Below are 13785 nucleotides of genomic sequence, written 5' to 3' on the forward strand. Positions count from 1 at the left end.
TCCTTCAATTTCGTGCGGCGAAGCAGCCTTCGACACACAAAACATTCTGGTTTTGCCCGATTGGCTTACGATGGCCACGGGCAAGGAAAGAGAACCTGATCTCGACGGGCCGGTTCCCGTCCCGGTTCTCACTTTATCGCGCCGGATATCAATTGCAGCTTACATTTCCGGTCCTGGATCGGGATAAGCCAAGACCGAAAATCTGATCGTGTCTAACGAGTTAGAATATGATGTGTCCGAAAGCCGCATCGCACTTCGGCACCATGCTCGTCTGAACAATACTAAAGATCGGAGAAGTAGCCTTGCAGGGTACGGACCTCGAGATCCCCGCCCAGATAAGCACGGATGCCCTGTGCGGCAGCTAGCGCCCCCGAAAGAGTGGTGTAATACGGGACTTTATGCAAGAGGGCAGCGCGCCGCAACGAACGGCTGTCCGCCAGAGCCTGCGGCCCCTCGGTGGTATTGAATACGAGCTGTACCTCGCCATTGGTGATTGCGTCGACGATGTGCGGCCGGCCTTCCAGCACCTTGTTAATCTTTTCGGCAGGAACGCCGTTTTCAACAAGGAAGCGCTGCGTGCCGGATGTCGCGATCACCTTGAAGCCGAGCGACGACAACAGTTTGACAGCATCGAGGATGCGCGCCTTGTCTGTCTCACGCACTGAGACGAAAACTGTCCCCTTGCGCGGTACGCGGGTTCCACCGCCGAGTTGGCTCTTGGCAAAAGCAACGGCAAATGACCGGTCGATACCCATCACTTCGCCGGTCGATTTCATCTCAGGGCCGAGCACGGTGTCGACGCCAGGGAAACGCGCGAAGGGGAAGACCGATTCCTTGACGCCCACATGTTCAAGTTTAGGCGGCTTCAAATTGAAGTCGGCCAGCTTCTCGCCCGCCATGATACGTGCTGCGATCTTGGCGACAGGGATGCCGACCACCTTTGCAACGAACGGCACCGTGCGCGACGCGCGTGGATTAACTTCGAGCACATAGATATCGCCGTTCTTGATGGCGTATTGCACGTTCATCAAGCCAACGACATCGAGGCCGAGCGCGAGTTCGCGTGTCTGCCGTTCGAGTTCGGCGATCACCGACGGATCAAGCGAATGTGGCGGTAGTGAGCAGGCCGAGTCGCCCGAGTGGATACCGGCTTCCTCGATGTGTTCCATGATGCCGACAACGAACGTATCCTTGCCGTCGCACAGGCAGTCGACGTCGACTTCCGTAGCATCCGACAGGTAACGGTCGAACAGCAGCGGGTTCTTGCCGAGCACGGTGTTGATCTGCCCGGTCTTGTCGTTCGGATAGCGCGCCTTGATGTCAGCAGGCACCAGCTCCGGCAGTGTGCCGAGCAGATAGTCGCCGAGTTGGGTCTCTTCGCGAATGATCTGCATCGCGCGGCCGCCCAGCACGTAGGATGGGCGCACCACCAGCGGCAGGCCGAGATCCGCGGCGATCAGGCGGGCCTGCTCAACAGAGTAGGCGATGCCATTCTTAGGTTGCTTCAATTTCAGCTTGTCGAGCACGCGCTTGAAACGGTCGCGGTCTTCCGCAAGGTCGATGGCGTCCGGCGATGTGCCGAGGATCGGCACGTTGGCGGCTTCCAGGGAATGCGCAAGCTTCAGCGGTGTCTGGCCGCCGAACTGCACGATCACGCCATGCAGCGTGCCGTTGGTTCGTTCGGTGTCGATGATCTCCAGCACGTCTTCGGCCGTGAGCGGCTCGAAGTACAGGCGGTCCGCGGTGTCGTAGTCGGTCGACACCGTTTCCGGATTGCAGTTGATCATGATGGTTTCATAGCCGGCGTCATGCAACGCGAAGCAGGCATGGCAGCAGCAGTAGTCGAACTCGATGCCCTGGCCGATCCGGTTCGGGCCGCCGCCAAGGATGATCACCTTGTTCTTGTCGGAGGGCGCGCTTTCGTCGGCGGTCGCGCCTGCAAACGGCGCTTCGTAAGTCGAGTACATGTATGCGGTGGGGGAGGCGAACTCCGCAGCACACGTATCGATGCGCTTGAACACGGGACGCACACCGAGCGCGCGGCGCGCAGCCTTCACGTCAGCTTCGGTCTTGCCGGCTAGCACGGCGAGGCGTGCGTCGGAGAAGCCCATCGCCTTGAGTGTGCGCATACCGTGGGCATTGGTCGGGAGACCATGGGTCTTGACCTTGTTCTCCATGTCGATGATGCCGCGCATCTCGGCAAGGAACCATGGATCGATTTTGCACGACGTGAAGATATCTTCGTTCGACCAGCCAAGCCGCATCGCCTGTGCAACCTGCAGAAGACGGTTCGGCGTTGGCGTCCCAAGCGCGGCGCGGACGGCGTTCTTGTCGTCGCTCTGGCCGAGCCCTTCGATCTCGATTTCATCGAGCCCGGTGAGGCCCGTTTCGAGGCCGCGCAATGCCTTCTGCAGACTTTCCTGGAAGGTGCGGCCGATCGCCATGACTTCGCCGACCGACTTCATCGACGTGGTCAGCGTGGTGGAGGCGCCGGGGAATTTCTCGAACGCGAAGCGTGGAATTTTGGTGACGACGTAATCGATGGTCGGTTCGAACGACGCAGGCGTTGCGCCGCCGGTGATGTCGTTGGCGATTTCGTCCAGTGTGTAGCCGACAGCGAGTTTGGCCGCGACCTTTGCAATCGGGAAGCCTGTCGCCTTGGAGGCAAGCGCCGATGAACGCGACACGCGCGGATTCATCTCGATCACCACCATGCGGCCGTCGGCCGGGTTGACGCCGAACTGCACGTTGGAGCCGCCGGTCTCAACACCGATCTCGCGCAGCACCGCCAGCGAGGCGTCGCGCATGATCTGGTATTCTTTGTCGGTCAGCGTCAATGCTGGGGCAACAGTGATGGAGTCACCGGTGTGGACGCCCATCGGATCGAGATTTTCGATGGAGCAGACGATGATGCAGTTGTCCTTCTTGTCGCGGACAACCTCCATCTCGAATTCTTTCCAGCCGAGCACCGACTCTTCGATCAGCACTTCGTCGGTCGGCGAAGCATCGATGCCGCGCTCGACGATCTCGATGAACTCAGCCTTGGTGTAGGCGATGCCGCCGCCGGTGCCGCCCATGGTGAAGGACGGGCGGATGATCGCAGGCAGGCCGATGTCGTCGAGGATGCGCAGCGCATCCGGCAGCGTCTTGGTCTGCATCGAACGCGGGGTTTCGAGGCCGATCTTGGTCATGGCCTCGCGGAAACGGCCGCGGTCTTCTGCCTTGTCGATGGCGTCGGCAGTGGCGCCGATCATCTCGACATCGAACTTATCCAGCGTGCCCTGGCGGCGCAGTGACAGCGCGCAGTTGAGCGCGGTCTGGCCGCCCATGGTCGGCAGCAAAGCGAAGCCGCCGGGAATGACGTTGCGTTCCTTCTCGATGATCTTGGCGACGATCTCCGGCGTAATGGGCTCGATGTAGGTCGCATCGGCCAATTCCGGGTCGGTCATGATGGTGGCCGGGTTGGAATTGACGAGGACGATGCGATAGCCCTCTTCACGCAGGGTTTTCACAGCCTGGGTGCCGGAATAATCGAATTCACAGGCCTGGCCGATCACGATGGGGCCGGCGCCGATGATGAGGATCGTCGAGATGTCGGTTCTTTTAGGCATTAAGTCTCACGGGCAGGAAACTGGGCACAAAAAAAGGGCGCGCATCCGCGCGTCCCTCGAGCCATAGCGCTAGGTTACCCTTGCGCGCGGGGCTGTCTTTAAACCAGATTTAGCAGGTGGGGAAGGCTTTTAAGCCAATAATCAACGGCTTTTCCGGGCTTGCCGGCGATAATCATCGTGGGAGAGGTTTGGAGGCCCAGCCTGGACTTGAACCAGGATATGAAGCGTTTGCGGCGCCCCCGCGTTGACATTCCGCCACCGGGCCATGGTGGAAGTTATCCAGCCCGGATCGGGTTGCCCAGCGCGAGCCGCTGGTAAGCTTAATTCAAGATTGCAGGAATTGGCCGGATTTGACGGACCAACTCCGGAGCCCGCTCAGCCGGACGGGGTCGCCACGAAGGTCATTCGCGCCGGGTTATAGCCGATGTTGGTTGGCGCCCGCGTGGCGTCGAAGCCGGCCGTCTTGAGCTTCGCGATGATGTCCGCTTCCCCATAGCGCTTCAGCCCGATGCTTTGGCGCAGTTGCCAGTAATCGGAGAGGGCGGTGCGGGCGAGGCCCCAGAGGGCATCGGTGAGGAAACCGTTTTTTGCCGCGAGCTTGAGAAGGGCCATCACATCGGCTGGAGCGCCCACATCTGGGTGCAAAATGTCGCCCAGGACGAGTTTCCCGGTGGGCTTCAAAACCCGCCTCATCATCGCGAAGGTTTGGTCCAATTCCTCCGAGGTCATGTACTGCGCCACTGAATTGATCACCGCGAGATCGATGGACTGATCTGGTTGCTGCTGCAATTCGTCGAGCGAGCGGATCGTGATCTTCGGATTTTGCTTAAATCGGGCGATCAGGCGGCCGCGGACGCCGGGGGCTGGCTCCGCCAGGATCAAATGTCCGCAAACCGACGCGATGTCGGGTGCCGAAAGCGCCTCGCCGCAGGAATAGTCGAGGACCACTGCGTCACGCGAAGGAATGTGACGGATGATGTCATTGGCAATGACGCGAAAATGCACGTCGCGGTGCAGTTTGCTGACATAAATCGTATGGGTTGAATCGTAATAATCGATCCAGTCTTCCATCGGGCCTGTCCGGATGATTTTGAGTTCCGGTCTAGGAACCGGCGGGTGTAGGATGCGTTAAATGGTCTGGCGATCTCTGTCCATCGCCACCATCCTCAAATGTCCTAACAGGAAGGTCAGCCGTGAGCAAAACCAAGAATTCTGTCTCTCCCGAACTCGATACACCCACCGATCTGTCGCAGGAGGGGGTCGACAAGATTACTGCGGCGCTCAACCCGTTGGTGGCCGACTCCTTCGCGCTCTACATCAAGACGAAGAACTTCCATTGGCACGTCAGCGGGCGTCATTTCCACGACTACCACCTGATGCTCGACGAGCAGGCCGATGCCATCTTCGCCTCGATCGACGACCTCGCGGAGCGTGTCCGCAAGATTGGCGGCACGACGCTGCGCTCGGTCGGTCATCTCGCCAAGCTGAAGACCATCGAGGACAATGATGAGAAGTTCGTTCCGCCGCGTGAGATGTTGCGCGAACTGATGAACGACAACAAGCAGATGGTAGTTGCGATGCGTAAGGCGCATGAGGTTGCCGATAAGTACAACGACTCGGCTACGGCCAGCATTCTCGAAAACTTCATCGACGCTACAGAACGGCGGACCTGGTTCCTGTTCGAGGCCAGCCGCCAGGAAGGCGGCAACGAAGCTTAAACTTCATCGGATCGATGTGACAAAACGCCCGCTTTTCAGCGGGCGTTTTTATTTTTTGACTGCAACTGATTAAGACCCGACGGTCAAACCGTTGATGATGTGACGATTTTATCTTGTTCATCCGATCGCATAAGCTCTGGGATTGTCAAGGAGCGGAGCAGAATACTTTGCACGATTTTGAATGGATGGTTGGCTTATTGATTGGGGCAATGATGCTGTCGGCGTTAGCGCGGCGGCTCGGCGTCCCGTATCCAACATTTCTGGCGCTCGGCGGAATCGCTATCGCGTTTATTCCCGATTCCCCGGCCTGGACGCTCGAGCCCGATCTTGCCCTCGCGCTGTTCGTGGCGCCCGTGCTGCTGGACGCCGCGTTCGACACCTCAATGCGAGACCTGCGTGACAACTGGCTGCCGGTCGCGACGCTGGTGGTGGTCGCAGTCGCCTTGACGACGGCAGCTGTGGCCGTGGTCATGCACTGGCTGGTGCCGGGCATGCCGCTGGCCGCGGCAATCGCGCTTGGGGCCATCGTCGCGCCGCCGGATGCGGCAGCAGCGACCACGGTGTTGCGCAGTGTGAAGTTGCCCTATCGGATCATGAAGATTCTCGAGGGTGAAAGCCTGCTCAACGATGCCAGCGCGCTGCTGATCTATCGCGTCGCGGTGGGGGTCGCCATGGCATCGTCACTCAAGATGAGCCATGTGGCGCCGACCCTTGCCGCCGCAGTGTTTGGAAGCCTGATTGTTGGCTATGTCCTCGGGCGCGCGGCGCTGGTGATCAATCGTTCTATCAAGGACATTCCAAGCGTTATCATCGTTCAATTCGTCGGCACTTTCGTGGTGTGGATTTTGGCCGAGCAAACAGGCCTGTCCGGCATTCTGACCATCGTCGTCTATGCGGTGACGCTGGCGCGCAGCGCGCCGGCTGACACGCCGGCACGCATCCGTGTGCCGTCTTACGCGGTGTGGGAGACGGCGGTTTTTCTGCTGAACGTGCTCGCCTTCATCCTGATCGGGATGCAGTTGCGTCCGATCTGGGAAGGGTTCGCCGAGTCGCTACGCTGGCAGTACAGCATCGTTGCAGGTGCCGTGCTGGTGACGGTGATCGTCACGCGCATCATCTGGGTAATGAGCTTCAACACCGTGCTGCGGGCTGCGATCCGTCATTTCGGCTACAAACCACGCCGGTCCACGTTGTCGCGCCCGACATTTAAGGGGGGCCTCCTGATCTCCTGGTGTGGGATGCGTGGGATCGTGACACTGGCGGCCGCCTTCGCGTTGCCTGAAGGCTTCCCGTATCGGAACCTGATCCTGCTGTGCGCTTTCGCGGTGGTGCTCGGCACGCTCGTCATTAATGGCGTGACGCTGCGCCCCTTGATCGGATGGCTCGCACTTGAGGACGATGATCCCGTTTCGCACGAAGTCGGCTGGGCCCGCCGTGCGGCGTTTCATGCCGCGCTTGAAGCCATTGATGGCGATACGTCTCCGGAGGCAGAGATGCTGCGGCTCGAATACCGGCAGATGCTCGACAAAGCGGAAAGCGATCCCGATGGGATCACGTCCAGCGAGCTGCCCGCTGATCCGCTACGCCGTCAGGCGATCAGTGCAGCGCGGCGCGTGCTGTTTGAGATGCGCAGTTCCGGTGAAATCGGCGACGACGCATTCCATCGGCTGGAAGAGGAATTCGACTGGGCTGAACTGAGCGCTGCTGCGTCATAAAAAAAGAGTTTCCTCTCCCACAAGGGGAGAGGAACGTTATCAGGCGCGCTTCTTGTCGCGCATCAGCTCTGCGAAGCGCTTGAACAGGTAGTGCGAGTCGCGCGGACCGGGTGACGCTTCCGGGTGGTACTGCACCGAGAACACGGGCTTGTCCTTCAGCGCGATGCCGCAGTTGGATTCGTCGAACAGCGAAATGTGCGTCTGCTCAACATTGTCCGGCAGCGTGGCCTTGTCCACGGCGAAGCCGTGGTTCATCGAGGTGATCTCGACTTTGCCGGTGGTCATGTCCTTCACCGGGTGATTGGCGCCGTGATGACCCTGATGCATTTTCACGGTCTTGCCGCCGACAGCGAGGCCCAGCATCTGGTGACCGAGGCAAATGCCGAAGGTCGGCGTGCCGGATTCGATGACTTTCTTGATCACCGGGACAGCGTACTCACCAGTCGCGGCCGGATCACCAGGCCCGTTGGAGAGAAACACGCCATCGGGCTTCATCGCCAGAATGTCTTCGGCAGATGTCTTGGCGTTGACCACGGTGATCTTGCAGCCTTCACCCGCGAGGAGACGCAGGATGTTGCGCTTGATGCCATAGTCGACCGCGACGACGTTGAATTCCGGTTTGTCCTGCTTGCCGAAGCCCTTGTCCCATTCCCACGGCGTCTCGTTCCAGTCGAAACGCTGGGCGCTGGTGACCATGGGCACGAGGTCCATGCCTTCCAGGCCTGGCCACTCGCGGGCTTCTTCCTTGAGACCGTGCAAGTCGAACTTGCCGTCCTTGGAATGGGCAATCACAGCGTTCGGCATGCCCTTGCTACGGATCAGCGCCGTCAGCGCGCGGGTGTCGATGCCGGCCAGGCCGATAATGCCGCGTGCCTTCAGCCACTGGTCGAGATGCTTCGTCGCACGATAGTTCGACGGATCGGTGATCGATGCGCGCAGGATGACCCCGCGTGCACCCGGCGTTGCCGCCATGTTCACCGTCTCGATATCCTCGTCGTTGGTGCCGACGTTGCCGATATGAGGGAAGGTGAAGGTGATGAGCTGCCCGGCATAGGACGGATCGGTGAGGATCTCCTCATAGCCGGTCATGGCGGTGTTGAAGCAGACTTCGCCCACGGCGTGGCCTTCCGCGCCAAGGCCAAAGCCTTCCAGCACGGTGCCATCGGCGAGCACGAGAAGCGCGGTCGGTTTGAGGTCCGGCCAAGCTGAGGAATTATCGGATGTTGTCATAAGCCTATGACATAGCCGCTGCGCTGCGGCGCGTCAAAGGCGGAAGGGTCTGAAATTCATGCCATTTGCACATATTTGACACCCGCCAAGCGCTCCCTAATCTGCCTTTCAGCCGCGCGGGAACATAACAAGCGGTTATAGGGTGGGAGACAGGTTAATGAATTCAACGGGGAATACGCCGGATTTGCATCAGATCCATTCCGGCGGCGCGATCGGCGGGCTGATTGTCAACGCGATTGCGCGGTTCGGGGATCGGCCCGCCATGGCCGATGGCCGCGTGCGGTGGACATACCGAGAATTCGGCGACGTGGTCGCCCGTTTTATCACTCTATTTCGGTCGCTTGGCCTGCAGAAGGGCAGCGCTCTCTCGATCCTCACCAGCAATCGCGCCGAAGCATGGGCAGCGATCTGTGCCGCGATGGTGATGGGCGTGCGTTACACGTCGCTGCACCCGATGGCCGCGGAAGACGATCACGCTTTCATTATCGAGGATGCCGAAATCGACGTGCTGATCGTGGAGGGGGCTAAGTTCGCCGCGCGCGGGTTGGCGATCAAGGCGCGCGTCCCTGGCCTCAAGCACCTGCTCTCGTTTGGCCCGATGGATGGCGCGCGCGATGTCATTCCCGTCCTTGAAGGCGTCGCGCCCGCGCCGCTGGTTGACGAGAGTGCCGCGCATGAGATCGCGTTTCTCGCCTATACCGGCGGCACCACGGGCCGCTCCAAGGGCGTCATGCTGTCCCACCGTGCGCTCGTGGCCATGACGCTGCTGATGTTCGGCGATTGGGATTGGCCGCAGGAGATCCGCTTTTTGGCTGCCACGCCCATCAGTCATTCAGCGGGTGTGACGCTGTTCCCGGTGATGATGCGCGGCGGACTGATGCGGCTGGTACAGGGCTTTGACCCCGAAGTGTATGCAGGCGTCGTTGCGGCAGAGAAAATCAACGCGACGTTCCTGGTGCCGACGCTGATCTATGCGCTGATCGACAATGCGGATTTGCGTGCGCGTCACGATCTCTCGTCGCTTGAAACGATTGTCTACGGCGCGGCGCCGATGTCGCCGGATCGGCTGCTCGAAGGCATGAAGATCTTCGGCAAGGTGTTCGTGCAGCTCTATGGGCAGACCGAAGCGCCGCAGATCATTACATCGATGCGCAAGTGCGATCATGATGAAACGAAGCTGCACAGATTCGGCTCGTGCGGGCGCCCAAGCCCGATGGTGGATGTCAAATTGTTCGACACTGATATGCGTGAAGTCGGGGTCGGTGAGCCAGGAGAAATCTGCGTGCGCGGTCCGCTGGTGATGGACGGCTACTGGAAGCGTCCGGACGCCAACGCCGAAACATTCAAGGGAGGCTGGCTGCACACCGGTGACGTCGCGGTCCGCGATGAGGAAGGCTATTTCTATCTCGTCGATCGCACCAAGGACATGATCATCTCCGGTGGATTCAATATCTACCCGCGCGAGGTAGAGGACGCGCTGATGTCCCATCAGGCCGTGGCGTCAGTCGCGGTGATCGGTATTCCCGACGACAAGTGGGGAGAAGCAGTGAAGGCGTTCGTCGTTCTGAAAAGTGGTGCAGCGACCGGCGTGACGGAACTGCAGGCGCATGTGAAGGACAAGCGCGGTGCGCCGTGGTCGCCAAAGACCATCGATGTCGTCGATGTGATCCCGGTGACAGGCCTCGGCAAGATCGATCGCAAGGCGCTGCGCGCGCCATATTGGCAGGGGCGCACACGCGGCGTGGCGTAAGTTCCGCCGCTGTCTTTTAAAAGCCCGGCGGCGTCACCGTGCGCGCGACAATGCGAGCCAGATGCCGCCGCCGATCATGAAGCCGCCCGAGATGCGTGAAATCAGACGCGCCCGCCGTGCGGAGAGAATCTTTCCAGCGCGGCCTGCCAGCAACGCGTAAGAACCATCGGACAGCGCTGCAATGATCATGAAGGTGATGCCGAGCAGCATTACCTGCGGAAGATGATCGCGTTGCATGTCGACGAATTGCGGGATGAAGGCACCGAAGAACACCAGCACTTTTGGATTGCTGAGCAGCACGAGAAAGCCCTGCAGGAAAAAGCCGCCGCGTGGCGGGGGTAATTTTTCGTCAGAGCCGAGCAACGCAGGTGCGCGGATCAGCTTGATGCCGAGCCAGACCAGATAGGCCGCGCCGGCCAGCCGCACCCATTCGAACCAGTAACCCATCGTCGCCATCAATGACGTGAGACCAACGGCAATGATGCCGATCACGATCGCGAGCCCGAGTTGCGCGCCCGCAATGTTGGTGAGCGCGGCACGCGTGCCGTGGCGCAGGCCGTTGGCAATCACGAGCGTGACGATCGGGCCGGGCAGGATCGCCAGCGCAACGCAGGCGGCGACATAAGCGAGATAGAGCTGAAGTGACATAGATACTTCCGATGATGGGGTGCGGCATCAAAGAATGAAATTTCACGCAAAGGCAAGCGACGAGCGCCGCCTTTCCTTTGTGCTTGACATGCAACCATTTGGTTGCCTATTATTTTGACCATGGATGAAGTCTTCAAGGCGCTGGCCGATGTTTCACGACGCTCGCTGCTGGATCGGCTTCATGTCCGCAACGGGCAGACGTTGCTCGAACTCTGCGACGGCCTCGCCATGACGCGGCAGGCCGTGACCAAGCATCTTGCGATTCTGGAAGCGGCCAATCTTGTCACGTCAATCAAGCATGGCCGCGAAAAACTGCACTACCTGAACCCGGTGCCGATCCATGAAATCGGCCAACGGTGGATCAAGAAATTCGAGCGCGGCAAGCTTGCAGCGCTCAGTGAATTGAAACGGCAATTGGAGAAGCGTGATGAGTAAACCGGAATTCGTCTATGTGACCTATATCGAGACCACCGCTGAGAAACTTTGGCAGGCGCTGACATCGAGCGATTTCACCGCGCTGTACTGGTTCGGCTACCGCGTTGATGCGGATTGGAAGGTCGGGTCGTCCTACAAATTCTCGAAGGAAGGGGCCAACAGCGTCGAAGGTAAGGTGCTGGAATCCGATCCGCCTCGCCGGCTTGCCTACACGTGGGATCCTTGTTCTCCCGAGCTCAAGAATGAGCGCCCCTCGCGCGTGACTTTCGAGATCGCGCCGCAGGGCAAGGTCGTCAAACTCGTGGTCATCCATGACGATTTTGAGGAGGGCAGCAAGTCACTCATGATGATTTCCCAGGGCTGGCCGGTGGTCCTCTCCAACCTCAAGAGCCTGCTTGAAGTGGGTCATGCGTTGGTACAGCTTCCTCCCGGCGCCGATGTTCGGAGAGTTGATGCATGATTGACGTCACCGCCTTCAGGCCAACCGTCGTCTACACGATCTACATCGCGTCCACGCCTGAGAAGGTTTGGGAAGCACTGACGAGTGCTGAATTCAGCAGACAGTACTTCTCGAAATTCGGCGTCGAAGTCGAACTGAAAGTCGGCGGTCGGTTCCGCGTCAAAACGCCCGATGGTTCGGACCACATCACGGGCGAAGTTGTCGAATGCGACCCGCCGCGCAGGCTGACGGTGACATGGGACGTGAACTGGCCGGGCCTCGTCGAAAAGCTCGGCTCGACGCTCGTAACCTACAATATCGAGCAGGCGGGCGGTTGCGTCCGCCTGACGATGACGCAGGCCAATGACCGTCCAATCGATGACGATATCCTGTCCGGTGGCCGCACGGGCTGGCCTGCGATCCTGTCCAACCTCAAGAGTCTGCTTGAGACGGGCAACACGATGTCCATCAAGATGGAGCCGCCAGTGCGGATGCTGGAGGCTCTTAAAAAGCTTGGAATTAAAATTCCGTCTTGAGCCGTGGTTCGGCTGTCGACCTGGACCGACGATGCTTCCTCGCGAAGTAACGTCGGATCTGCAATCTAGCCTAGCGCACGCAATTCCCGGCGTAACACCTTGCCCGTTGCCGTGAGCGGCAGCGCCTCGGCGAATTGGATATGGCGTGGGTATTCGTGGGCAGCGAGCTGCACCTTCACGAAGTCCTGAATCTCCCGGGCGAGCGCATCGCTTGGCTCATGATCTGGACGCAGCACGATCCACGCCTTGATGGCTTCGGTGCGGATCGGATCGGGAATGCCGACGACCGCGGCCATCGCCACCGCCGGATGCTTCAACAGCGTATGTTCGATTTCGGATGGGCCGATGCGATAGCCTGCGCTGGTAATGACATCGTCTTCGCGGCTGACGTACCAGAAGTAGCCATCGTCATCCTGCACGCCGAGATCACCTGTGAGGATAAAGCCTCCGGCGTATTTCTTTGTCGTGGCTTCCGGGTTGCTCCAGTATTCAAGCATCATGCATGGGTTCGGCGCGCGCACACCGATGATGCCCCGCTCGCCGCGCGGCAACTCCTCGCCTTGCTCGGTGACGATGCAGACGTCGAAGCCCGGAGTCGCCTTGCCCATCGAGCCCGGCTTGATTGGAAACAGGCTTGAGTTGTTGCCGACCACGAGATTGCATTCGGTCTGGCCGTAGATTTCATGGGCATTGACGCCGAACGTCGTGCGCACCCAGTCGAGCAGTTCAGCGCCAAGCGACTCGCCGCCGGTGAAGATGCTGCGCAACTTCACGCCGTCATGTTTGACGTTGGCTTGCCGCATCAGTTTCAGCGCCGTCGGCGGCAGGAAGACGTTGCGGACGTTATGATCGGCCATCAGCTGCATCGCAGCCTGTGGCTCGAACTTCTTGGCCCGATACCCGAGCATCGGTACACCGTGGTACCAGGCGGGAAACAACGCATCGAAAAGGCCTCCGATCCAGGCCCAATCGGCGGGCGTCCACATCAGGTCGCCGGACTTCGGAAAGAAGTCGTGGGCCATCTCGACATTCGGCAGGTGGCCGAGCAGCACGCGATGCGCGTGTAGCGCCCCCTTCGGATTTCCCGTGGTGCCGGATGTGTAAATGATGATGGCGGGATCATCGGCACTGGTATCGACCGTCGCGAAATCTTCAGACGCTTCTTCGATGGCCTGCCAGAACGGCTTTGCCCCGGCATGGATCGTTCCGCTGGTGACATAGATGTCCTGCAGATGCGGCAGGCGATCGCGGATCTTGGTCAGCTTGTCCCAGCCGCTTTCGTCGGTGATGACGGCCTTCGCATTGCTGTTGGAGAGCCTGAATTCCAGCGCATCTTCGCCGAACAATGTGAACAGCGGCACCGAGACGAGGCCCGAGCGGAACGCCGCAAGGTGGGCGATCGGCAGTTCGACTGACTGCGACAGGAACACGGCGACGCGGTCGCCTCGTTGTAGACCGTCAGCCTTCAATACATTGGCAAAGCGCTTCGAGAGGGTGCTCATTTCATCGAACGACAGCCGCTGCGCAGCGCCGGTCTCGTCGACATAAATCAGCGCGAGCTTGTCAGAGCCATTTGCATGCCGATCGCAGCAGGCGGTTGCGATGTTGAATCGCGTCGGAACCTCCCAGCGGAAATTCCGGGTGAGATCGTCATAGCTGCTGGTCTGGTTGAGCATATCGGTGGCCTTCGCGTTTCTTCCCTA

Annotated in this window: 11 protein-coding genes and 1 tRNA gene; 6 read left to right on the forward strand and 6 right to left on the reverse strand. The window is 59.9% G+C overall.

Features of this window, described 5'->3' with window-relative positions:
• Nucleotides 1-281: 281 nt before the first annotated feature.
• From carB to ACZ5C3_RS04340, 3 genes are all read right to left on the reverse strand, one after another.
• Nucleotides 282-3611, reverse strand: coding sequence for a carbamoyl-phosphate synthase large subunit (carB, locus tag ACZ5C3_RS04330; protein WP_464035539.1), 3330 nt, complete (start codon nt 3609-3611; stop codon nt 282-284).
• 189 nt (nt 3612-3800) lie between these two features.
• Nucleotides 3801-3876: transfer RNA gene (locus ACZ5C3_RS04335), tRNA-Cys, on the reverse strand.
• Between the two features lie 110 nt (nt 3877-3986).
• Complete coding sequence (locus tag ACZ5C3_RS04340) at nt 3987-4682, reverse strand: class I SAM-dependent methyltransferase (protein WP_464044549.1); 696 nt, start codon at nt 4680-4682, stop codon at nt 3987-3989.
• Nucleotides 4683-4804: 122 nt separating this feature from the next.
• On the opposite strand from ACZ5C3_RS04340, the gene ACZ5C3_RS04345 reads away from it, so the two are divergent.
• Nucleotides 4805-5329 (forward strand): Dps family protein, encoded by a 525-nt coding sequence (locus tag ACZ5C3_RS04345; RefSeq protein WP_464035541.1) that lies wholly within the window; start codon nt 4805-4807, stop codon nt 5327-5329.
• A 209-nt stretch (nt 5330-5538) separates the two neighbouring features.
• Nucleotides 5539-7044 carry a cation:proton antiporter gene (locus ACZ5C3_RS04350; protein ID WP_464044550.1) on the forward strand — a complete coding sequence of 502 codons (1506 nt, stop codon included), beginning with the start codon at nt 5539-5541 and terminating at the stop codon, nt 7042-7044.
• A gap of 39 nt (nt 7045-7083) precedes the next feature.
• On the opposite strand, the gene carA is transcribed toward ACZ5C3_RS04350, so the two are convergent.
• On the reverse strand, nt 7084-8274 hold the full coding sequence (gene carA / locus ACZ5C3_RS04355; RefSeq protein WP_464044551.1) for a glutamine-hydrolyzing carbamoyl-phosphate synthase small subunit: 1191 nt from the start codon (nt 8272-8274) through the stop codon (nt 7084-7086).
• A gap of 157 nt (nt 8275-8431) precedes the next feature.
• On the opposite strand from carA, the gene ACZ5C3_RS04360 reads away from it, so the two are divergent.
• On the forward strand, nt 8432-10024 hold the full coding sequence (locus tag ACZ5C3_RS04360; protein WP_464035544.1) for an AMP-binding protein: 1593 nt from the start codon (nt 8432-8434) through the stop codon (nt 10022-10024).
• A gap of 33 nt (nt 10025-10057) precedes the next feature.
• Here ACZ5C3_RS04360 and ACZ5C3_RS04365 read toward each other — a convergent pair whose 3' ends face one another.
• On the reverse strand, nt 10058-10672 hold the full coding sequence (locus tag ACZ5C3_RS04365; protein WP_464035546.1) for a LysE family translocator: 615 nt from the start codon (nt 10670-10672) through the stop codon (nt 10058-10060).
• A 120-nt stretch (nt 10673-10792) separates the two neighbouring features.
• Between ACZ5C3_RS04365 and ACZ5C3_RS04370 the strand changes: the two genes are divergently transcribed.
• The 3 genes from ACZ5C3_RS04370 to ACZ5C3_RS04380 are packed head-to-tail and all read left to right on the forward strand — an operon-like array spanning nt 10793 to nt 12082.
• A complete protein-coding gene (locus ACZ5C3_RS04370) occupies nt 10793-11107 on the forward strand; it encodes an ArsR/SmtB family transcription factor (protein ID WP_464038256.1) in 315 nt (104 codons plus the stop codon).
• Nucleotides 11100-11567 (forward strand): SRPBCC family protein, encoded by a 468-nt coding sequence (locus ACZ5C3_RS04375; protein ID WP_464035548.1) that lies wholly within the window; start codon nt 11100-11102, stop codon nt 11565-11567. The genes ACZ5C3_RS04370 and ACZ5C3_RS04375 overlap by 8 nt, the downstream gene beginning before the upstream one ends.
• Nucleotides 11564-12082 (forward strand): SRPBCC family protein, encoded by a 519-nt coding sequence (locus ACZ5C3_RS04380; RefSeq protein ID WP_464035550.1) that lies wholly within the window; start codon nt 11564-11566, stop codon nt 12080-12082. Before ACZ5C3_RS04375 ends, ACZ5C3_RS04380 begins: the two co-directional genes overlap by 4 nt.
• A gap of 65 nt (nt 12083-12147) precedes the next feature.
• Here ACZ5C3_RS04380 and ACZ5C3_RS04385 read toward each other — a convergent pair whose 3' ends face one another.
• Complete coding sequence (locus ACZ5C3_RS04385; RefSeq protein ID WP_464044552.1) at nt 12148-13758, reverse strand: acyl-CoA synthetase; 1611 nt, start codon at nt 13756-13758, stop codon at nt 12148-12150.
• Nucleotides 13759-13785: the final 27 nt, after the last annotated feature.

The organism is Afipia dichlorophenoxyacetatis (assembly GCF_055386385.1).